The sequence below is a fragment of the Brevibacterium permense genome, assembly GCF_025506275.1.
Lineage (GTDB): Bacteria > Actinomycetota > Actinomycetes > Actinomycetales > Brevibacteriaceae > Brevibacterium > Brevibacterium permense_A.
Window position 1 is genome coordinate 19553 of record NZ_QYCP01000093.1, and the last position, 20247, is coordinate 39799.

General features: G+C 62.4%; 20 protein-coding genes. 10 read left to right on the forward strand and 10 right to left on the reverse strand.

Translation table 11 applies throughout. The features are described from left to right. Positions 1-12: 12 nt before the first annotated feature. Positions 13-306, reverse strand: coding sequence for a hypothetical protein (locus D3I60_RS14250; protein ID WP_262776938.1), 294 nt, complete (start codon positions 304-306; stop codon positions 13-15). Positions 307-624: 318 nt separating this feature from the next. On the opposite strand from D3I60_RS14250, the gene glsA reads away from it, so the two are divergent. Further along, positions 625-1641: a glutaminase A gene (glsA, locus tag D3I60_RS14255; RefSeq protein ID WP_262776939.1), complete on the forward strand. Its 1017-nt coding sequence runs from the start codon at positions 625-627 to the stop codon at positions 1639-1641. Continuing rightward, positions 1641-3296, forward strand: coding sequence for an MFS transporter (locus tag D3I60_RS14260; protein WP_262776940.1), 1656 nt, complete (start codon positions 1641-1643; stop codon positions 3294-3296). Before glsA ends, D3I60_RS14260 begins: the two co-directional genes overlap by 1 nt. A gap of 52 nt (positions 3297-3348) precedes the next feature. Here the strand turns inward: D3I60_RS14260 and D3I60_RS14265 are convergent, their stop codons facing one another. Both D3I60_RS14265 and D3I60_RS14270 read right to left on the reverse strand, forming a co-directional pair. Next, positions 3349-3678, reverse strand: coding sequence for a rhodanese-like domain-containing protein (locus tag D3I60_RS14265; RefSeq protein ID WP_262776941.1), 330 nt, complete (start codon positions 3676-3678; stop codon positions 3349-3351). A 96-nt stretch (positions 3679-3774) separates the two neighbouring features. Further along, a complete protein-coding gene (locus D3I60_RS14270) occupies positions 3775-4728 on the reverse strand; it encodes a LysR family transcriptional regulator (RefSeq protein WP_262776942.1) in 954 nt (317 codons plus the stop codon). A 130-nt stretch (positions 4729-4858) separates the two neighbouring features. On the opposite strand from D3I60_RS14270, the gene D3I60_RS14275 reads away from it, so the two are divergent. From D3I60_RS14275 to D3I60_RS19195, 8 genes are all read left to right on the forward strand, one after another. Next, positions 4859-5878: a VOC family protein gene (locus D3I60_RS14275; protein ID WP_262776943.1), complete on the forward strand. Its 1020-nt coding sequence runs from the start codon at positions 4859-4861 to the stop codon at positions 5876-5878. Between the two features lie 70 nt (positions 5879-5948). Then, positions 5949-7007, forward strand: a complete 1059-nt coding sequence (locus D3I60_RS14280; protein WP_262776944.1) for a fumarylacetoacetate hydrolase family protein — start codon at positions 5949-5951, stop codon at positions 7005-7007. Further along, positions 7004-8035 (forward strand): cyclase family protein, encoded by a 1032-nt coding sequence (locus tag D3I60_RS14285; RefSeq protein WP_262776945.1) that lies wholly within the window; start codon positions 7004-7006, stop codon positions 8033-8035. The genes D3I60_RS14280 and D3I60_RS14285 overlap by 4 nt, the downstream gene beginning before the upstream one ends. 47 nt (positions 8036-8082) lie before the next feature. Then, on the forward strand, positions 8083-9264 hold the full coding sequence (locus D3I60_RS14290; protein WP_262776946.1) for an FAD-dependent monooxygenase: 1182 nt from the start codon (positions 8083-8085) through the stop codon (positions 9262-9264). After that, entirely contained in the window at positions 9261-10376 is a 1116-nt protein-coding gene (locus D3I60_RS14295) for an amidohydrolase family protein (protein ID WP_262776947.1), read from the forward strand. The genes D3I60_RS14290 and D3I60_RS14295 overlap by 4 nt, the downstream gene beginning before the upstream one ends. Continuing rightward, positions 10373-11389, forward strand: coding sequence for a fumarylacetoacetate hydrolase family protein (locus D3I60_RS14300; protein WP_262776948.1), 1017 nt, complete (start codon positions 10373-10375; stop codon positions 11387-11389). Before D3I60_RS14295 ends, D3I60_RS14300 begins: the two co-directional genes overlap by 4 nt. Positions 11390-11800: 411 nt before the next feature. Further along, positions 11801-12643, forward strand: a complete 843-nt coding sequence (locus D3I60_RS14305; RefSeq protein WP_262776949.1) for a pyridoxamine 5'-phosphate oxidase family protein — start codon at positions 11801-11803, stop codon at positions 12641-12643. A 68-nt stretch (positions 12644-12711) separates the two neighbouring features. After that, positions 12712-13113: a DUF4287 domain-containing protein gene (locus tag D3I60_RS19195; RefSeq protein ID WP_346659576.1), complete on the forward strand. Its 402-nt coding sequence runs from the start codon at positions 12712-12714 to the stop codon at positions 13111-13113. Between the two features lie 65 nt (positions 13114-13178). On the opposite strand, the gene D3I60_RS14315 is transcribed toward D3I60_RS19195, so the two are convergent. The 7 genes from D3I60_RS14315 to D3I60_RS14345 all read right to left on the reverse strand — a co-directional run bounded on the left by D3I60_RS14315 (position 13179) and on the right by D3I60_RS14345 (position 20148). Beyond that, the gene (locus D3I60_RS14315; RefSeq protein ID WP_262776950.1) at positions 13179-13850 is read right to left on the reverse strand and encodes an HAD family hydrolase; all 672 of its coding nucleotides are present in this window, start codon (positions 13848-13850) and stop codon (positions 13179-13181) included. Between the two features lie 70 nt (positions 13851-13920). Then, the gene (locus D3I60_RS14320) at positions 13921-15114 is read right to left on the reverse strand and encodes an FAD-dependent oxidoreductase (protein ID WP_262776951.1); all 1194 of its coding nucleotides are present in this window, start codon (positions 15112-15114) and stop codon (positions 13921-13923) included. 15 nt (positions 15115-15129) lie between these two features. Then, positions 15130-17184 carry an oxidoreductase gene (locus tag D3I60_RS14325; RefSeq protein ID WP_262776952.1) on the reverse strand — a complete coding sequence of 685 codons (2055 nt, stop codon included), beginning with the start codon at positions 17182-17184 and terminating at the stop codon, positions 15130-15132. After that, entirely contained in the window at positions 17181-17819 is a 639-nt protein-coding gene (locus D3I60_RS14330) for an amino acid ABC transporter permease (RefSeq protein WP_262776953.1), read from the reverse strand. The genes D3I60_RS14325 and D3I60_RS14330 overlap by 4 nt, the downstream gene beginning before the upstream one ends. Continuing rightward, a complete protein-coding gene (locus tag D3I60_RS14335; protein ID WP_262776954.1) occupies positions 17819-18475 on the reverse strand; it encodes an amino acid ABC transporter permease in 657 nt (218 codons plus the stop codon). The genes D3I60_RS14330 and D3I60_RS14335 overlap by 1 nt, the downstream gene beginning before the upstream one ends. After that, positions 18472-19233, reverse strand: coding sequence for an amino acid ABC transporter ATP-binding protein (locus D3I60_RS14340; RefSeq protein ID WP_276584644.1), 762 nt, complete (start codon positions 19231-19233; stop codon positions 18472-18474). Before D3I60_RS14340 ends, D3I60_RS14335 begins: the two co-directional genes overlap by 4 nt. 30 nt (positions 19234-19263) lie before the next feature. Beyond that, on the reverse strand, positions 19264-20148 hold the full coding sequence (locus D3I60_RS14345) for a substrate-binding periplasmic protein (protein WP_262776955.1): 885 nt from the start codon (positions 20146-20148) through the stop codon (positions 19264-19266). Positions 20149-20247 lie beyond the last annotated feature (99 nt).

Consider the following 20247-nt stretch of genomic DNA (forward strand, 5'->3'; position numbering starts at 1 on the left):
CCGGGTGCCACCTCAGTCCGGCGGCTCCACGGAGTCATCTTCCTCTTCCTTCGTGTCTCCGCCGCTGATATCTCGGTCGTTGACGGGGGAGGACCCTTCAGCTTCGGCCTGGACGTCCTCTGGATCCCGCTCGATCGGAACGTCGTGCTCGGCAGCGATCCGCTCGAGCGTCTCCTCAGGAGTCTGAGAACTGCCTTCGGCGTCGGTATCGGCACCGACTCCGACGACGGTCGTCTCGATCTCCTGTTCGTCGTCGAGCTGCTCGTCTGCTGCGTTCTCCGGGAGGTTCTTCTTCTCGTCATTCACGACTTGTCTCCTTTCGGAGTCGAACTCGCTCACGCCATTCGGCGGAGGGTCGCGGATCACGAACGGCACGTCGGTGATCCGTGGTGCCGACGGTAGACCCATCGTGGAAGCGGGGCAAGGGGGCTCGGCCTCCGCGGCTCACCCGTGGCGAGGCCTGCCGGCTCGCCTCGGCGGTCGCATGACACGGCCGCCGTCCGGGAATTTCGGTGATCATCCCTGGTCAGAGACCTATGCGGCATGATATCCCTGGGATAGAGTGAAATCACTCTGCGGACGGGCGCCGAGGGCTGCCACACACGAACGAGACGAGGATCAGAGATGGCCGGGCCTGACGAAGAGTCGGTCAGACAGCGCGCTTCCACCGGCGGACTGCCCTCCGACAGCTTCATCGATTCGACACTGGCTGACATCCACACACGATACCGGGGGCTCGACGACGGTGAGGTCGCCGACTACATCCCGGTCCTCGCCGAGGCGGACCCCGATTGGTTCGGGCTCAGTCTCATCGAATCGGCCGGGGCCGTGCACGAGGCCGGAGACGTCGATATCGAGTTCTCCATCCAGTCCATCTCCAAGGCCTTCGTCTTCGCGCTCGTCTGTCAGTCCCGCAGCTCCGAACTCGTCCATGAACGCGTCGGCGTCAACAACACCGGGCTCGCCTTCAACTCGGTGATGGCGATCGAACTCAACGACGGCAAACCGCTGAACTCGATGGTCAACGCCGGCGCCATCGCCACGACCGCACTCATGCCCGGGGCCACCTCGGCGGAAAAATGGGAGAACATTCGAACCGGGCTCTCCCGTTTCGCTGGTCGGCCGCTTCGCCTCGACGGTCGCGTGTACGAATCGGAGATGAAGACGAATCAGCGCAACAAGGCGCTGGCTCGACTGCTCGAGAGCTATGGGCGGATCATCACGGATCCGCTCGACACTGTCGACATCTATACCCGGCAGTGTTCACTGCTGGTCACCGCGCACGACCTCGCGGTGATGGGAGCGACCCTCGCCGACGGTGGGATCAATCCGCTGACCGGTCGGCAGGTCGTCTCCGCCGAGGTGGCCCGTGACACGCTCGCGCTCCTCGCCTCATGCGGAATGTACGAGAACAGCGGCGAGTGGCTCTTCGAGATCGGGCTGCCAGCCAAGTCCGGGGTGTCCGGCGGCATCGTCGCCATCGCCCCGGGTAAGGGTGCGCTGGGCACGTTCTCGCCGAGGCTGGACTCCGCGGGCAACAGCGTGCGCGGTCAGCGCGCGTGCTTTCACATCTCCCGGGTTCTGGGCATGAACCTCTTCGCATCGAACGCGGCCGTCGAACGCCCGCGGAAAGGACAATGATGAGCGCCGAAACTGCAGCGAACGACGTCGCCGAGGAGCGCAGATCCTGGGCACCGATGATCGGACTCTTCCTCGCCCAGGTCCTCATGTCGTTCAACGTCGCCGCTCTGCCGATCTCGCTCGGCGGAATGGTCGAGGACTTCGGTGTTCCGCCCACGGTCGCTTCGTCGACGATCGTCGTCTACGGCCTTGCTGTGGCCGCGCTCGTGATGACCGGTGCGAAGCTGGGACAGCGGATCGGCTGGGTGCTCATCTTCCGCGTCGTCCTCGTCGTCTTCGCGGCCTCCTCGCTGCTCATGATCTTCTCCCGCACCGTGACCTGGGTGATCACCGGTCAGCTGCTCGCCGGTGCCGCTGCCGCGATCATCGTGCCCGCCCTGGTCGCGCTCATCGCCGAGAACTATCGCGGTGCCCAACAGGCGGCGGCGGTCGGCTCGCTCGGGTCGGCACGGGCCTTCTCCGGGATGAGTGCTTTTCTCATCGGCGGCACCCTCGGCACGTTCGTCGGATGGCGGCCGATCTTCTTCATCACGCTGGGCCTGGCCGTCATCGTCTTCGCGCTGACATTCACGTTGAAGTCGGACAAGGGTGATCCCTCGATTCGAATCGACCTCGTCGCCTCGGCGCTCATCGGTGCTGCGGTCGTGCTGTTGACGATGGGGTTCAACAACCTCAACGGGTGGGGAATCGTCCGCGCCGAGGATGGGGCACCGTTCTCGATCGCGGGGCTGTCCCCGGCACCGGTATTCATCGTCGTCGGCGTCGTTCTCGGGCAGCTGTTCTTCGTCTGGACGAAGCGGCGAAAGGCGGCAGGCAAGGTGCCGCTCGTCGACATCAGCGTACTCGGCAGACCCAGCGAACGGGCCGCCGTCTACGCGATGTTCGTCATCGTCGCGATGGAGGCGGCGGTGAACTTCACGGTGCCTACCTACATCCAGGTCGTCCAGGGGCGCACCCCCTTCGACACCTCGTTGGCGATGCTGCCGTTCAACCTCACGGTCTTCGTCACCGCGACCCTCATCGTCCGCTTCTACAAGCGCTATTCTCCTCGCACCATCGCGCTGTTCTCCTTCGGTCTGACGACGGCGGCACTCGTCTGGCTGGCCTTCGTCGTGACGAACAATTGGGAGACTCTGCCGACGATCCTCGGTCTCATCGTCTTCGGCATCGGCCAGGGCGCGTTGGTGACACTGGTGTTCAATGTCCTGGTCACGGCCGCGCCGAAGCACCTGGCCGGTGACGTCGGTTCGATCCGCGGCACCGCACAGAACCTCGCATCGGCTGTCGGCACAGCGGTGATGGGAGCGCTGCTGGTCACGGTGCTCTCGGCTGGTCTGGCATCTGCTGCCGACGACCATCCCGATCTGCCGCCGGAACTCGTTGAACAGGTCGATCTCGACAATGCGAACTTCGTGAGCAACGACGAACTGCGAGAGGTCCTCGCCGGGACGACGGCGACACCGGAGCAGGTCGAGCATGCCGTCGAGCTGAATTCTCAGCAGCGACTGCGCACGCTCAAGCTCGGCTTCCTCATCCTCGCCGGCATCAGCCTGATCGCAGCGGTGCCGGCCTCCCGCTTGCCGAAGTACCGGCCCGACGAGATTCCTGATTCCGCCGAGGCGGCTGCGTCAGGAAAGACCGACCTGACCGAGTGAGATGATCCGGCCAGAGAGAACCAGATCTGTCAGGCGGAATGAGCCTTGCTGCTCACTTCACCCAGGGGTCTTCGCCGGTCTCGGAGACGATCGGCTTACCGTTGTCGATGTTCCATGAGCCCATTCCGCCGTCGACGTTGAATGCGTCGAAGCCGTTCTGGTTGAGCCAGGCCACGGCTCGGTTCGAACGCCCGCCGGTGCGGCAGATGACGTACATGTCGTCATCGAGAGGAAGGTCGTCCAAGCGTGTGGGCAGTTCGCCCAGCGGTACATGGATCGCGCCCTCGATGTGCCCGGCATCCCATTCGTCATCCTCACGGACGTCGATGATGGCGGCCCCTTCGGGGATGTCGTTGACGGTGACGGTCGTTTCTTCATCCATGACTTCAGTGTAGGCACGAGCACTTCTGCTGTGCACACGGTGCCCAGTTCGTGCACACGGTGCCCAGCTCATGAGCCCGCGTCACAGGCGGCGCTCCTACCGGTCGCGTTCGGACGAACCGGACTCTGCCGCTCTGGCCAGCTCCTCTCCGGCCCTGCTGAAGACGCCGCGCATCCATTCGTGTTCGGGATCGTTCTCATGGATCGCGTGCCACCACAGGGCGTTGGCGACCGGGGCCGCGTCGAAGGGCGGACGCAGCACCTGCAGGCCGCTCCGGTGTTCGGCCCCGCGGGCGAACCCCGCCTGAACCATACCGAGTCGGCTGGTCCCGCGGATGAAGTGCGGCAGAGCCAAGAAGCTCGCGACGATCGTATCGACCCTCGGCTCGATGCCCATCGTCTCCAGCTGCTTGTTGGCCGAGGTGAATGCGCTCGGCGACTGGTAGGTGAAGACCCACGGGTTCTCGTGGAGATCCTCGAGGGTGACGGACCCTTGGATCGTGGGGTGCGCGGCGTCGACGAGGACCAGCCAGTCGTCGGTCCACAGATCAGTGTGCCGCAGCCCCTCGACGTGTCCATGGGGGATGAGGATCCCATCCGAGGCGCGCAGCTGCGCTGAGTCCTCGACGATGGAGGGCGTATGCAGTTCGAACCGGAACTTCACCCCTGGGGCACTCTGGTGGGCGATGCGGGATGCCGCCTGTCCGACGGTGGCGAAGGCGTAATCGGAGCCGTAGATCCGAAACTCCCGTTCCGACGTCTCCGGCGCCCATTCGGATTGGCTTTCGAAGACGCGACGGAACGAATCGAGCGCCGCCGGAACATGAGCGGACAGCCGACGGGCAAGCGGCGTGAGTTCGCTCGAATTGCCGTTGCGCACAAGCAGCGGGTCATTGAAATGTCTGCGCAGTTTGGCCAAAGAGGCACTCAGCGCAGGCTGGCTGAGACCCAGACTCTCGGCGGCCCGGGTGACATTGCGTTCTGTCAGCAGTGCGTCGAGGGCGACGATGAGGTTGAGGTCGAGTCGGGAGTTGAGCGGAGGTGCGACCATGTGCCTACTCAAGCATATAAACAGTGATGATGCCAGAGATAATCTACATCTCTTGGACTTATGTGAGGTGGCTCATTAACGTGTTCGGTACGCGGCGTAAGCACCAGTCACTTCAACCAAGGATTCAACGATGATCAAACTGCTCTCACACCTGTCCTATGTCTCGATCACGACTCCGGACGTCCAGGCTTCCGTAGAGTTCTACGAACAGCAGGTCGGAATGGAAGTCGTCGACCGCATCGACGGCCGCGTCTACCTGCGCTGCTGGGGCGACTACTACCGCTACAGCCTGGTTATCGTTCCGGGCGATGAACCGGCCCTGGACACAATGGCGTGGCGCACCACCTCGGCGGAGGCCCTGGACGAAGCCGCCCGTCGCGTCGAAGCCGCCGGAGTCGAAGTCGAATGGTTCGACGGACACACTACCGGTCGCTCCTTCCGCTTCACCGGTCCCTGGGGGCATGTGATGACGCTGCACTGGGATGTCGAGCACTACCGAGTGGCCTCGGGCGAGCGTGCCTCGACGTACCCGGACCGCCCTACACGGCGCAGCCGATTCGCCGGTGCCCCTCGCCAGCTCGACCACGTCACCGTGGCGTGCAGCGACGTGGACGCCTTCGCCAAGTGGTACAACGACGTGCTCGACTTCCGCATCATGGCCCGCACCGTGCTCGACGAGGCCCCAGTCTCCGTCTTCTCCGTGCTGACGACCAACGAGAAGTCACACGACCTCGGAGTCGTCCTCGATGGGTCGACCCGTGCCGGCCGCGTCAACCACTTCGCCTTCTGGGTCGACACCCGGGAAGAGCTGCTCATCGCCGCCGACACGCTGCTCGAGAACGGCGTCGGTATCGAATACGGTCCATCAATCCACGGCATCGGAGAGCAGAACTTCCTCTACTACCGCGATCCGTCGACGATGCGCATCGAGCTCAACACCGGCGGTTACCGCAACTACGTCCCCGACTGGGAACCTCAGACCTGGACGCCCTCGCAGGGATCGAACAACTTCTACAAGAACGGTGCGATGCCGATGTCGATGACCGAGTCGTTCCCTCCTGCCGACGGCCCCACCGCCACCGAAGAAGGAGTCCCCGAAGAGATCAGGGAAGCCCTCGTCAACCCCTACGCAGTGCCGGGGCGCGGCTGAATCGCTGAGGACGCTCGCCGAGGCGGCCCCGCCGCCGAATCCATCACCACAGAAGAGAGGGACCACCCCCATGACATCTGCCCCGCCCTACGCGCTGGCGCGGTTTCGCCAGCCCGATGGCCGCATCGATCCCGCCTACGTCAGTGGTGAGGTCCTCGGCAACGCACCCGCGAGCCTGGGCCTCGTCGTCGGTGATCACATCAGGCCGCTGACCGCCGAGGAGCTGGGAGCGCCGAGTCTCAACGACTTCCTCGCCGCACCCGATTGGCAGCGGCTGGAGCACCTCGCCGAGGCGGTCCCGCCGGACCCGAGCTCCGCCGCGGCTACCGGCAGCTGGCGACCGCTCGACTCCGTCGTCCTCACCGCCCCGGTGGAGCCTCGACAGGTCCTGCAGACCGGGGCGAACTATCGCGAACATGTCATCGAGCTGGTGGCCTCGGGCCTGACGAACAATGCGGGCTTCTCGCCGGAGAACGCGAAGGAGAGGGCCGCGGAGATGATGGATGATCGGGCGGCCAATGGGGAACCCTATATCTTCATCGGACTCCCGGCGTGCGTGGCCGGACCCGAGGACTCCCTCGTCCTGCCGGACACCTCGGACACCCACGATTGGGAGTTGGAGCTGGCCGCGGTGATCGGCAGACCCGCGTACCGGGTCAGCCGGGAAGAAGCGCTCGACCATGTCGCGGGCTTCACGATCTGCAACGACGTCTCGACGCGCGAATTCACCTTCCGCAAGGACATGAAGGACATCGGTTCCGACTGGTTCAGGTCCAAGAATTCGCCGGGCTTCCTGCCCACCGGGCCCTTCCTCGTTCCTGCCCCTTTCATCGACCCGACGCGGGCCCATCTCCGGTTGGCCCTCAACGGCGAGGTCAAGCAGGACGCGAGCACCGCCGATCTCATGTTCGACCTCGCCGCGCTGCTGTCAGCGGCCAGCCAGACGGCACGGCTGCTGCCCGGCGACCTGCTGCTGACCGGAAGTCCCGCGGGCAACGGCCAGTACTGGAAGCGCTTCCTCGAGGACGGCGACGTTCTCGAAGGCACCATATCTGGGTTGGGCACCCAAGTGATCCGATGCACGAGCGAAGAGCCGACCACGAGAAGCTCGGGAGGAGCGAACCGATGAGCGCTGAAGACAAGCCGACTGAGACGAAGTCGACGGAGACGAAGCCGAACGAGGATCCGGCAATGATCGACCGAGAGAACCCGGAAGGCGAAATCGCCTCCCGCGCACAGGCCTATCGCAACTGGGGACGCTGGGGCGAGGACGATGTGTTGGGAACTCTCAACTTCATCGACGACGACAAACGCCGTGAAGCCGCACGGCTCGTGCGCTCGGGAAAGACTATCTCCCTATCACTTCCCTTCGACATGGACGGACCCCAGAAGGGCTGGCGGAGACGCACCAACCCGGTCCACACCATGCTCGACACCGGCACGGACGCACAGATGGGCCGGCAGGGGTTTCCCCACGGACTCGGCGGGGCTGACGACGTCATCGCCATGCCGCTGCAGTGTTCGACCCAATGGGACGGACTCGGGCACATCTTCGACCATGGCAGGGCGTGGAACGGCAGACGCGCCGGTGACGTCGTCACCAGCGACGGCGACCTCGTCACCGGCATCGAACACACGGCCGCATCCTTCGTCTCACGCGGAGTCCTGCTCGACGTGGGTCGGCACCTCGAACCCGAGACCGGCCGGCTTCCTGACGCCTTCGCCATCACGCCGGACGACCTGGACGACACCGCTCGGGCTCAAGGCGTCGACATCACCCGCGGAGACATCGTCGTCATCCGCACCGGTCAGCTCGCCCGAGCCAAGGCCGACGGTTGGGGCGACTACGCGGGAGGCCCTGCTCCCGGACTGTCACTGACCTGCGCCGGATGGATCCACCGCACCGAGGTGGCCGCAGTCGCCACCGACACGTGGGGTTTCGAGGTCAGACCCAATGAGTTCGACGTGCCCGCGTTCCAGCCTCTCCACCAGGTCTCGATCCCGAACATCGGTCTGACGATCGGGGAGATGTGGGATGCCGACGAACTGGCGGAGCTGTGCTCCACAGAGTCCCGCTGGGAGTTCATGCTCGTGGCACCGTCTCTGCCCATCACCGGTGCCGTGGGCACTCCGGTCAATCCGCTGGCGATCCTCTGAGGCCGGTCACAATGAACATCACTCTCGAAGACCAAGGAGGTTCAACCATGTTTCGAACCGTTGATCACGTGGCCGTGGTCGGGGCCGGAGTCGCCGGACTGGCGGCCGCGATCAGGCTCGCCGACGCAGGAGTTCGCGTCGACCTGTACGAGGCCCGGCCGGGGCTCAACCTCTCGGGATCGGGCATCACTCTGCAGGGAAATGCGCTGCGGATCTTCGATCGCCTCGGCATCTGGGAGGACCTTCGTGCTCATGGTTACCCGTTCGAGGGGCTGAAGCTGAGAGCCCCCGGTCCGGATGCCGCCATGGTCGCCGATCTGCCAGATGTGAAGACCGGAGGACCAGACTATCCCGCCTGTATGGGCATGTACCGTCCGGATCTGGCCCGAGTGATGCTCGCGCGCGCCGAAGCCGTCGGAGTCGACCTCCATTTCGGCAGCGAGGTCAGCGGCCTGGAACAGACAGGCGAGACCGTCCAGTTGCAGGTCGGCAAGGCCGGCGCCGTTGCCGACACAGGGGACGTGGCCGGACCCTTCGACCTGGTCATCGGCGCAGATGGGCTCCACTCCGCCGTCCGCTCGCTCATAGGCATCGACGTCGAGCCTGTGCGCAACGGGATGGGGATCTGGCGGGTCTCCGTGGCCCGTCCCCCGGAAGTCAGCAGCAGTGAGCTGTACTACGGCGGTCCGGTCTACATCGCGGGATACACGCCGACCAGTGAGAGCACGATCTACGCGTTTCTCGTCGAAAAGGCACAGGAGCGGGACGAACTGACCAACGACGAACGTGTCGAGGTCATGATCGCCGAGTCTGCAGCCTACGGTGGTCCGTGGAACCATATCCGCCGGTCGCTGGAGACCGGAGACGTCGAAGTCAACTACACGCGGTTCACCTCTCATCTCGTTCCTTCGGCGTGGAACCGCGGATCGACGGTGATCATCGGCGACGCAGCGCACACCTGCCCTCCGACGATCGCTCAGGGAGCTGCACAATCGCTCGAGGATGCCTCAGTCCTCACGGAACTGCTGCTGGGCAACGCCACGGACGATGCTCCTGCCGGGATCGACGACGGGCTCTGGGCCGAGTTCCACGCTCGGCGCCTACCTCGAGCGCAGGCCGTCGTTGATGCTTCAGCCCAACTGGCGCAGTGGCAGTTGGACGGTGACACCGAAGCCGACTCCGGCAGGCTCATCTTCGACGTGGCCCGAACGATGGCGGAACCCGCATGATCGACGCAGACAACACCGCCGCGACACGGGATGCCTCGGTGACAACCGGCGCACCCGTTCCGATCACAGACGTCCACGCCCACCTCCTGCTTCCGGAACTGCTCGAGTCCGTGAGACAACGAGCACCCGAACAGATGGACAGCGCCGACGAACTGGAATTCATCCGCAACGGAGCGGCCTCGATGCAGGCGTCGGGTGAGATGATCCGCGACCGCTTCCCGAGGCTCACCCGCCTCGATGTCCGACTGTCCGATATGGACGAGCAGGGCGTCGACGTGCAGTGGGTGAGCCCCTCACCCAGCCACTACTACCCCTGGGCCGATGAGGATCTGGCCGTGTGGATCGCCCGAGAAGCCAACCTGCTCGTCGCAGAGCACATCGGCGGTGCCCCCGACCGTCTTCTCGGACTCGGATTGGTTCCGCTGCAGCACCCGAGCAGAATCGTCGAATGTGCAGAAGACGCGATCCTCGGGCGGGGCCTGATCGGGATCGAGATCTCCTCGTTCGCCGGGGACGTGGAGCTCTCCGACGATCGTCTCGAACCGTTCTGGGCCCGGATGGAAGAGCTCGGCGCCATCGTCTTCATCCACCCGTTCGGCTGCAGCCTCGACGAGCGACTCGACCGCTTCTACCTGACGAACACCGTTGGCCAACCCGTGGAGAACGCGGTGGCGCTGTCACACCTGATCTTCGCCGGTGTGCTCGACCGCCATCCTCGGCTGAAGATCGTTGCAGCGCACGGAGGCGGGTATCTGCCCACCTCGATCGGCCGTTCCGACCGTGCCTGGAAGGTCCGTCCGGAAGCACGCGGCTGCGAACGGGCACCTTCGTCTTATCTCGGGCAGATCTGGTACGACACCGTCGTCCACGACGCCTCGGATCTGCGCCACCTCATCGAGGCCGTCGGAGCTGATCGCATCGTGCTCGGCAGCGACTACCCCTTCGACATGGGACTCGACGAACCGGTCGAGGATGTGTGCGGCTGGTTGGCCTCGCAGGGAATGGACGAGGACGTCGTGCGCGCCATCACCGGAACGACCGCCTCGGCGCTGGTCGACACAACCGCCTCGGTGTCAGGAAGTGGCTCATTGATGAAAGGAGACAGCCGATGAGGATCGCACGCTGGAACCGTCACGGTTCGACCGAGGTGCACGAAGGGTTTGTCATCGACGATCGGCTCCATCCGTTCCCCGACGGTCGAACGGTGGCGCAGGTGTTGACGGAGGGACTGCCGTCGGCGCACGAACTGTACGCCCGGGTGCAGAAGTCCAACGAGTCAGGCAGCGTGACCCGAGCCGACGCGCTCTCGGTCGTCACGCTTCTTCCGCCTGTCGTACCGGCATCGATTCGGGACTTCGTCGCCTTCGAAGAGCATGTCGAGGGGGTCAGCGGTTCGGTGGACGGCAAGAGTGAAGTGGTTCCGGAATGGTACGAGGCCCCCACCTTCTACTTCACCAACCCGCACACGGTGCGGGCCACAGGCGAGGCCGTGCCGATCCCGGACACACACCGGATGGACATGGAAGCCGAGCTGGCCGCGGTGATCGGGGGAGTGCCGGACTCCAGCGGAGAGAATCTGAACGCTGAGGCCGCGGCACAGCACATCTTCGGGTACACGGTGATGAATGACTGGTCGGCCCGCGACCTGCAGTCACGGGAGATGAAGGTGCGGCTCGGCCCGTGCAAGGGCAAAGACTTCGGGCTGACTCTCGGGCCGTGGATCGTCACCGCCGACGAGCTGACCGGCTTCGAAGACGACGAGGGATTCCTCGAACTGCGCGGAAAGGCTCGCATCAACGGCACCCTGGTCGGCGAGGACCTGATGTCGAATATGGGGTGGCCGATGCCTGAACTCGTCGCCTACGCATCACGGAACTCCCGCATCGTCCCCGGCGATGTCCTCGGCTCGGGCACATTCGGCAACGGCGGCTGCCTCGGCGAGCTGTGGGGTCTGGGGCGTGAGGTCCCCGCGCTCGAGCCCGGGGACGAAGTGCGCATCTCATTCGAAGGGATCGGCGAGATCGTCAATGTCGTCGGAGACCGTGTGCCGGCCCCGGAACTCCCGCGAGCTCGACCGCGGCCCCGCAGCCGCCAGCGCCGAGCCGGGAAGAGCGACGAACGGTGACCGCTCGGCCCATTTCCGAGGATCCCGATGGATCGGTGGTTCGTCGGGGGAAGACACCGCCGGGGCGGTTCGGCATTCCCACCGAGGTGGCCGGTGCCGTGGTCTTCCTGGCTCCCGCATTGGGCGGACGATCATCGGGTCACAGTTGCGACCGGTGACCTCACGGATCCGCCCGTCCTCGACGAAGTCCTGCACACGGAACCGGATGTGGTCTTCAACCTCGCGGGGATCCTCGGAAGCGCCGCCGAGGCTTCCGCGCAGCAGCTCACAGGGGGCTGTTGCCAGCCGCAGAGCCATGTGAGAATGACCGTGTAGTCGTTGACGAGCCAGCTGACCAAGGCCCGCATGAACCGGGAACGGCTCGCGTCAACGACTGCAGCGCCAAGTACCGTCTGCGAAGGGGAAATGGTCATGAACAACAGAGACAAGCGTGACGAGTCACCCGCCGAGGAAAAGGCCCGTGACGTCGCAGCAAAACTGGACGAGACCGCAGAGCCGCTGGCCGGGACTTCGGACATGGAATCTCACGCCGAAGTCGGTTACACCGAGCAGAACGTTGAGGCGCGTGCTCAAAAGGCCGCGGAGGAAGAAGGTGTGACACTGCATCGCAATCCCGACGGCTCGCATTCGGCGATCGACGAATCGAAAGCCGCCGAGGATACCCCGAACTCCGAATCTGAGGACTCCGAGGCCCCCGTCCGCACCGCCGCCACCGACGACACGGAAGCCGGCCAGGTATCCGCTGCGGGAGATGGGCAGAAGCCCGCAGGAGAAGCTGCGACGGACAAGCTCGATCAGGCCGATGTCGTCAAGATCCTGCGTGGCAGCGAATCCGTGATGTTCGCAACTGCGTTGGCCGGTGGCAAGATCCTCGCCCACCCGATGGCACCTCAGGAGGTCACCGAGGATGCCGACGTCTGGTTCTTCCTCGCCCTCGACGGCGACCAAGCGAAGGCGCTGCAGACGAACCCCGAGGTCAATATCAGCATCGCTGAGGCAGGCAACTGGCTGTCGGTGGCCGGACGCGTGAAGTTCGTCGACGACAAGGCCAAGATCGATGACCTTTGGTCGGATTCCGCCAAGGCGTGGTTCGACGACCGCCGCGACCCGAACCTCGGACTCATCAAGGTCATCACCCATTCCGCCCAGCACTGGGGGCTGCCGGGCGGAAAGGCTGGCGCACTGCTGCGCATGGTCAAATCCAAGATCACCGGAGATCGTCCCGGCGGCGGCACTCAGACTACGGAACTCTGAGCCGGTGAGGCGTTCGCACGTCGCTTGAGCGCTCTGAGGGAGTGCGCCGAGTACCCGAGACACCTGCCGTGGCAGTGTCTGCAGAGGACTACGTAACTGTGGAAAGGGCCCGCCGAAGAGACCCGCCTCTCTTCTGGGCGGGCCCGACGCGCGTCGCGCGGTGTCGCCCGGCATCTTCTTTTGCCGAAGGGACCCCGACACCGTTCCGGGCCTGCCTCGACACTATCGAAGACAAAACCGGACTCACTCTGCGCCAGTTCATCGGCCTCGTCAAGGAGGAGAGCTTCGACGACGGCCCTGTCAAAGCTGGGGCCATCCTTGACTGGGTCAAGACCGATCACGGACTGGGCTGCGGGTATGGGAGGGAGCTCGTCTACACTATCAAAAAGGGCCTGCAGATCGATGCCAAAATACGTCGGCTCCGGCGGCACGCACTCCGACATGCTCTGGCGCGACGGAAAGGCGAGTAAACCGGCATGATCCGCCTTAACGGGAATAGCCCAAAGTCGTGTACAACGAGTCGGATTCGTTGTACTCAGAAATATTCCGGAAGGTCAGAGAGGTCGGGAATTTCGACATAGGGCTGATAGAAGTTGCTTCCGGGCCTGTTGTACCTATTGACCCAAATTCGACGGACGCCGTATTTCTTGGCCGGCATGATGTCGTATTCCCATCCTTGAGCGACGTGGGTGATGAGTGCAGGATCTCGATCAATGGTCCGGAAGAGATGGTCGAAGGCACCGTCTCGGGGCTTGTACCAACCAGCGTCCTCCGCGGTGATGACGAAGTCGAACTCCACACCGATCGTCGCGACGTGATGGGGAATGAAGTCTCGGTCCGAATTGGAGATGATTGCCAGCTCGACTCCTTTCTCTTTGAGCGCGCGTAAGGCCGCGGGCACCTCGGGAAAGACGGGAAAGTTCTTCGCGTCCTCCACCAATTGGTCACCGTAGGCGGTGTCATACGGCGCTCCGTGCTGAAGCATCGTCGTCTCCAGTGTCTTCCGTATAAGATCCTGATACCGGGTATAAGGACCCTGCGCGACAGCGTAGAAACGTGCGACACGTAAGTTGTCGAGGAATTCTTCGTGGTCGACTCCAACTTTGTCCAGACTATGTTGAACGATCGGCAGCGCCGCTCGGTTCAGGTCGAAGTCGACCAACGTGCGATAGCAGTCGAAGGTGGCGATCGGCGTCTGAATGGTCAAGAGATGCTCCTATTTTCGGTTGTAGTTGAGCGGAGTGCTGATCTTCGTTTGATTCGAGCTAGGCATCTAGTCAAATGGGGGTGCTTGAAGTCAGCGGATTATGAGTCGTTGCCCCTGTGGTGACATCTTCGATGTCAAAGAGAGGTGAAGCTCGTGTGAGGAATTCCAGATCCAAATCTGTGCGGCCCGTGGTGATGAGCTGGGCACCGGCCTCTCCGATCGCAGGACTGATCTTGAAACCATGCCCGGAGAACCCGGTCAACACGGCGATATTTGAGTCGTCCGGGTGCAGTCGGACGTGTTCGTGCATTGTTCGCGTATAGCTCTCGATATACGTGTCAAGGCGCACCGGGTTCGGCTGCAGGGTGGGAAGAAGGTCCGCGACTTTGCGATTAAACCGCTCGATTTCGATTTGTGCGGCGTCTCCTTGCAGGTCACGTTCGACCGTATCCGGGTCTGCCGTCGGGAAATGATCATTGAAGCCGAGACCGAGCTTGACTGTCAGCCCGTCCGGCGTCGGAATCCCGTAACAGTAGTGCGGTGCAGCCCGCATGAAGGGTGGGAGGCCGTAGAGTGCACTGTCATCGGTCCCCGCGAACCACGCAGAGGTCAGCCTCTTCGATACGACGAAATCTCGGAGGTCGGGTACGAGCTTCGTCGTCCATCCGCCGCAGGCGACAACAGCTCGGTCGAAGTCCAAGAAGCCTCGTGAGGTGTGCAGTCGCACTCCTGTCTCTCGTGATTCAAGGTGATCGATACGTGTGTATTCACGGACGTCACCGCCTTGCGCGACGCCGCGTGCGACTGCCGCGGTGACTGTCGCTGCCGGGTCGATGACCCCAGCCTCGGTATCCCAGATTCCGATCTCCTCGGACCTTGGAGACAACTGCGGGAAGCGCTCAGTGATGTCTCGAGCGCTGAGTGTCTCATGAGGTGCATCGAGCATCGCCGCAGACTCCAGAGCGTTGGTCACCTGAGGGTTGTCGGGCTCGCCGATGAAGAGAACGCCGGTGAGTCGGCGCGGACTCCGGTCGGCCTCGGTGGCTAGTTCGTTCCAGAGATCCTGTGCACGACGGATGACGGGAACATAGTCGAGGTCACCGACCTCGAGATTGCGGTAGAGCCGGCTTTCGCCACCCGCCCCTGCAAAGGGATGCCCTACATAAGCAGATTCGAAACCGACGACGTCGATCCCGGAGGTTCTTGCGAGATTCCAAAAGATCTGGGCACCTATTGCGCCGAGTCCGATGACTGCAACCTTCATAGCGTGGCCTCGAGTTCAGATTGTCAGGGCGATGCGGTGGGCGTCGAGTATCGCGGAATGAATAGTCCTGCTGGAGACGGCATCACCGACCCTGAAGAGCCGGAAACCGGAGGGCCCCGTATCGGGTTGCGGCTTCGCGCCGATGAAGGCTTCAATGTCTATCCGCCCGTCGTTGCTCGAATACTCTCTGAGTGCGGTGTAGAGCTCCTCGTTCGGCCATGTTCCGCCCGAATAGTAGACAGCATCGCAATTGAGTGCCTCTAGGACGTCAGTCGATTCCCCAGTCAATTCGATTCGAAACGTACGATCCGGATTCCTCTTGGACGAGGTCACGTAGCGGGCAAGTTTCACATCAATGCGATGAGTATCGAAGACCGATTGATAGTCGGCGAAATTCAGCGTGCCGACGTCGATTCCAAGGGTTCGCTCCGGAGTCACATACGTTACCCGTTCGGAACTCTTGGCGAGGTGCTCTAGAGCATCCAGTGAGGAGTAGCGGCCTTCGTCATCGAACAGGACGCTGTGGCCGAGTCGCTGGCCGGATGCTTCGAACGCTTCCCACGTGTCGCGGATGAGGTGCCCGCCTTTGATGCCGACATCTGCAGCGGAGCGGGGTATGCCCCCTGTTGCGATGATGACCGTGTCCGGCGAGAGATTGAGGACATCGGTATCTTCGGCATAGACATCAAATCTGAACTCAGCACCGTGCTGTTGGGCTTGGGAAAGGCGCCAGTCGACCGCTCCACCGAATTCGCGTTTTCGCGGGAGGCGGGCGATCATCGCCATCTGCCCTCCGGGTTCGGATGCTGCCTCGAAGACAGTGACGCGGTGTCCGCGCTTGGCAGCGACATGTGCTGCTTCCAATCCTGCCGGACCCGCTCCCACGATGACGACGTTCTTGCGGTTCTCGACGTCGCGGTCGATTTCGTGCTTGAGTACATCTTCACGACCGACCGCTGGATTGTGCAGGCACACCATTCCGCCGGTGCTTCCGGCTTCCAAACAAAGGCGTGCTCCGATGCACGGCCGGATCTGGTCTGGCTTGCCTTGTTGGACCTTCGTGACAAGATATGGATCCGCGATGTTGGCTCGGGTCATGCCGACGAGATCGAGTTTGCCTTCTTGGACTGCGTATTCCGCTGTGGTGAAGTCGTCGATCTTCGCAGCATGGATGACTGGGATGTTCACCGCTCTCTTCACGCCTGCGACGATGTCGAGGAAAGGCGCCGACAGTTTTCCTGATCCCGGAATGACGTCGGTCATCTTCCCCTGAGACTCGATGGTGCCAACTATGACGTTGACGAAGTCGATTCCGTCGGCGATGTACTGATTCAGTAGTGCTAAAGCAGACTCCTGCCCGAGGCCGTCCACGCGCAGTTCGTCGACCGACATTCTTATGCCGAGAGCCATATCAGGCCCAGTCACCGTTTTGACGGCTCTGATGACTCGCCTGGGGAATTCGCGGGCGAACTTCTGTGAGTCAGGGTCAAGCTGTGACAAATGCCAGGGGGAGGCGAAGGCGTCGAGCAGATGCCCATAGTGTTCGAGTTCGATCCCATCGATGCCCGCAGCCCGAGCCCTCTGGGCGGCAGAGACGAAGTCATCGACGATGCGATCGAGATCCCAGGCTTCGGCCGCTTTGGGGTATGAGCGATGAGCCGGTTCCCTCATCGATACGGAGGACACTGTAGGCAGCCAGTCGGAGTCGTGGTCGCCGGTCCTGCGCCCTAGGTGGGTGAGCTGAATGAAGACTTTGCTTCCATGCTGCTGGCAGGCACCAGCAATCTCCTTGAGAGGTGGAATGACGTCATCGCGGTACATTGTGATATTTCCGAAGGCTGGGGCGCTGTCGCGGCTGACGACAGCGGAGCCACCGATGGTGATGAGCCCGACGCCGCCTTTTGCTTTCTCCTCTTGATAATGGCGATAGCGTGACGTCGGCAGCCCTCCGATGGTGTAGCGATTCGAGTGCGCGGTGCTGACGATTCGGTTCTTGACCTCCACACCGCCGATCGAGAACGGGGTGAAGAGGACACTGTCCCTGTTGGGTGTGCCAGCGTCAGTGGTCAATTCAGTTTCTCCTCTATTCGAGCAACGATGCGTGCAGAGACTATGCAGAGCACGGCGTAGATCAGACCCGCCAGAACGAGCACATTGAAATATTCGAATGTCATGGAGCCGATCGAGAACGCTGTGCTCGTCATCTCGGAAACGCCGATTGCGAATGCGAGCGATGTCGATTGGAACACCATGATGAGCATCGACATGAGCGGGCCTGGTATGGCGCGCATGGCTTGTGGGAGCACGACGTGGAAGAAGGCCTTCTGCCCTGTGATTCCCAGGCTCGCTGCAGCCTCACGCTGTCCGATGCCGACATGAAGGATGCCAGCACGGAACACTTCGCTGGAATAGGCACCGAGGTTGAGCGAGTGGCCGACGACTATTGTGGCGAAGGCTGTCATCGTCACGCTGGCGGCAGGCAGCCCGAAGTACAGAAGATAGATGACGGCGAGGAGTGGTATACCTCGGAATACTTCGATGAAAGCGATGAAAAGCGCCCGTACCGCGCGGTTGGGTGCGGTGCTAAGGAGACCGAGGACGAGGCCGAGCGGAAAGCCAATGACGGCGACGCATGCCGTGAGAAGAAGCGAGGTTCTCAATCCGCTGAGCAGCTGAGGCAGCCATTCGAGCCAGTGATCGAACATCAGACGGAGACCACCTTCGAGCGCACGACGCCATCGATGTAGCGTGAGAAGTAGGACAGGGGAATTCCCGCCAGGAGGTACAACACGGCCGCGACAGCGAACACGAAGACTGCCGAGCCGCCGCGCGAGACCTCGTTCTGTGCCAGGAAGATGATGTCGGCGACACCGATGATCGACGCGATGGCAGTGTCTTTGAGTAGGGCGACCGCATATGAAGCAGAAGGAGGGATCGAAATATTGAGCGCTTGCGGTGCCACGATTCGCCAGAACTGATTGCTCGGAGTGAGCCCCAGTGCCGCCGCTGCTTCTTTCTGACCTGTATGGACGTTATCGATGCCTGCTCTGAAGTTCTCCGCAAGGTAGCCGGCAGATATGATACTCAGGCCGATGAGTGCAGCGGGAAGCGGTTCGAGCGGTAGGGCCGGGCTGAGGCCGTAGTAGATGATGAGCAGCCAGACGAGCGGTGGAATCCCACGCGAGATGTCGATGACAGCCATTGCCGGAAACCGCACCCCCCATAGCTTCGACGTTCGCATGAGTGCGAGGGGGATCCCGAGCAATGTACCGGCTGCGAAGGAGACGACAGTCATGAGGATCGTGATTCCTAATCCCGCGACCAGAGTCTGGAGTACAGATACGAATGAGAAGTCGCTCATCTGTCGAGCACCGCTTGGAGAAACTCACGGGTCCGCTCGTGAGACGGGTTGTGGAAGACCTGTTCCGGGGCCCCCTCTTCGAGGATGCCTCCGCGGTCGAGGAATAGGACTCGGTCGGCAACGCGCTCCGCGAACCTCATCTCGTGGGTGACGACGATCATTGTGGTGCCGCGATCGGCCAGATCGCGCATAACGTTGAGGACATCGTTCCCGACTTCCGGATCAAGCGCAGATGTGGGCTCGTCAAACAGCATGAGCTCGGGATCGAGAGACAGCGCTCGGGCAATCGCTATTCGCTGTTGCTGACCGCCCGAGCACTCTGCGGGTTTGGCATGAGCCTTTTCGTCGAGTCCGACTTGTCCCAGCAGCTCGCGTGCGTACTCTTCGGCTTCGAGGTTGCCTCTGAGCCCATTGAGCTTCTGAGCCAGCACAATGTTCTTTAGGACGCTCAGGTGTGGAAACAGGTTGAAGCTCTGGAAGACCATTCCCACTCGGCGGCGGAGTCGGAGCAGTTCTGCCTTCGTCGGTCCAAGCGGGTCGGTGAACGCCGGTGCTCCGTCGAGGCTCAGGCTTCCGCCGGTCGGGCGCTCGAGATAGTTGAGGCATCTGAGGAACGTGCTCTTGCCGGCTCCGCTCGGTCCGATGAGAGCGATCACTTCGCCAGCGTGCACCTTCAAAGTGATCCCCTTGAGGACCTCGTTGTCCTTGAACGATTTCTCGATGGACTCTGCGTCGAGCAGCACTCGGGGCTCAGACATTCTCGGGATTCCTCTCTGTCTGCTCGGTGATCACTTGGAGTCTGAGTCGTCGTTAGGTGTCACGAGTGCCGGATCAAGGCCGTACTTCTCGAAGCTCTTGTCGATATCGCCGGAATCCTTATACTCGGCAATCGTCTGGTTCGTGGCATCCTTGAGGGCAATGTTGCCCTTTTTGACGAGGACGACCGAGAGGGGCGGTGCCTGGGTGTATGGCAGGTCAGGCGAATCCTGCATCTTGTTGATCTTGAGATCGGAGTACTGGTCCTGTGTGAGCCTCCATGTATTGGCGAGGATGCTGACCACTCCGACGTCGATCCGCTTCGCTTTGACATCGTCGAGGACTGCGTTGTCAGACTGGTACTCGCGGATGGCGCCTTTGCCGTAGAGCTTGTGCAGCTGATCGATCCACAGGTATCCCTGCGGTGTCCCCAGCGTCTTCCCATTGAGCGAGTCGACGTCGGTGAGATCCTCGCCGCGCGTGACGACTCCCATTCCTCCTTCATAGAGCCCGTCACTGACTTCGAAGATCTCTCTGCGTTGGTCGTTGACAGTCCAGTTTCCTGCTGAAAGATCAGCGCGGCCGGACTGGAGACCTTCGATGACCGCTGAAAATGATGTCGTCGACGAGTCCACTTCGAGGCAGAGATCTGAAGCGATCTCGTTGATGAGCTCGCCTTCGATGCCCGTGAGTTCTCCGTTCTCGGTGGTGACGAAAGGAGGATGTTCGGCAACGAGAACTGTGAGCTTCCCCTTGTGCAGTGTGTCGACTTCAGCGGTGGGCTTACAGTCTTCGGCGACCGTGCTATTTTCGTCACCTGCTGAGCAGCCGGAGATGACAAGAGCCAGAGATGTTGCGAGAGCGCCGATCTGAGCAGTCCGAGACACTGCCTTCGTTGCGAATGCGGATACAGCCATGGGTTACCTCGATTGTGGTCGGGATCGTCTTTGATTGGTCGATCAGTCATCAGGTGCACTCGGCGTGAGTCGTTGTCTCTAAATACAACTATGAATATA

Coding starts and splice junctions, on each gene's coding strand:
- glsA (WP_262776939.1), top strand. CDS start 625: ATGGCCGGGCCTGACGAAGAGTCGGTCAGACAGCGCGCTTCCACCGGC.
- D3I60_RS14260 (WP_262776940.1), top strand. CDS start 1,641: ATGAGCGCCGAAACTGCAGCGAACGACGTCGCCGAGGAGCGCAGATCC.
- D3I60_RS14265 (WP_262776941.1), bottom strand. CDS start 3,678: ATGGATGAAGAAACGACCGTCACCGTCAACGACATCCCCGAAGGGGCC.
- D3I60_RS14270 (WP_262776942.1), bottom strand. CDS start 4,728: ATGGTCGCACCTCCGCTCAACTCCCGACTCGACCTCAACCTCATCGTC.
- D3I60_RS14275 (WP_262776943.1), top strand. CDS start 4,859: ATGATCAAACTGCTCTCACACCTGTCCTATGTCTCGATCACGACTCCG.
- D3I60_RS14280 (WP_262776944.1), top strand. CDS start 5,949: ATGACATCTGCCCCGCCCTACGCGCTGGCGCGGTTTCGCCAGCCCGAT.
- D3I60_RS14285 (WP_262776945.1), top strand. CDS start 7,004: ATGAGCGCTGAAGACAAGCCGACTGAGACGAAGTCGACGGAGACGAAG.
- D3I60_RS14290 (WP_262776946.1), top strand. CDS start 8,083: ATGTTTCGAACCGTTGATCACGTGGCCGTGGTCGGGGCCGGAGTCGCC.
- D3I60_RS14295 (WP_262776947.1), top strand. CDS start 9,261: ATGATCGACGCAGACAACACCGCCGCGACACGGGATGCCTCGGTGACA.
- D3I60_RS14300 (WP_262776948.1), top strand. CDS start 10,373: ATGAGGATCGCACGCTGGAACCGTCACGGTTCGACCGAGGTGCACGAA.
- D3I60_RS14305 (WP_262776949.1), top strand. CDS start 11,801: ATGAACAACAGAGACAAGCGTGACGAGTCACCCGCCGAGGAAAAGGCC.
- D3I60_RS14320 (WP_262776951.1), bottom strand. CDS start 15,114: ATGAAGGTTGCAGTCATCGGACTCGGCGCAATAGGTGCCCAGATCTTT.
- D3I60_RS14330 (WP_262776953.1), bottom strand. CDS start 17,819: ATGTTCGATCACTGGCTCGAATGGCTGCCTCAGCTGCTCAGCGGATTG.
- D3I60_RS14335 (WP_262776954.1), bottom strand. CDS start 18,475: ATGAGCGACTTCTCATTCGTATCTGTACTCCAGACTCTGGTCGCGGGA.
- D3I60_RS14340 (WP_276584644.1), bottom strand. CDS start 19,233: ATGTCTGAGCCCCGAGTGCTGCTCGACGCAGAGTCCATCGAGAAATCG.
- D3I60_RS14345 (WP_262776955.1), bottom strand. CDS start 20,148: ATGGCTGTATCCGCATTCGCAACGAAGGCAGTGTCTCGGACTGCTCAG.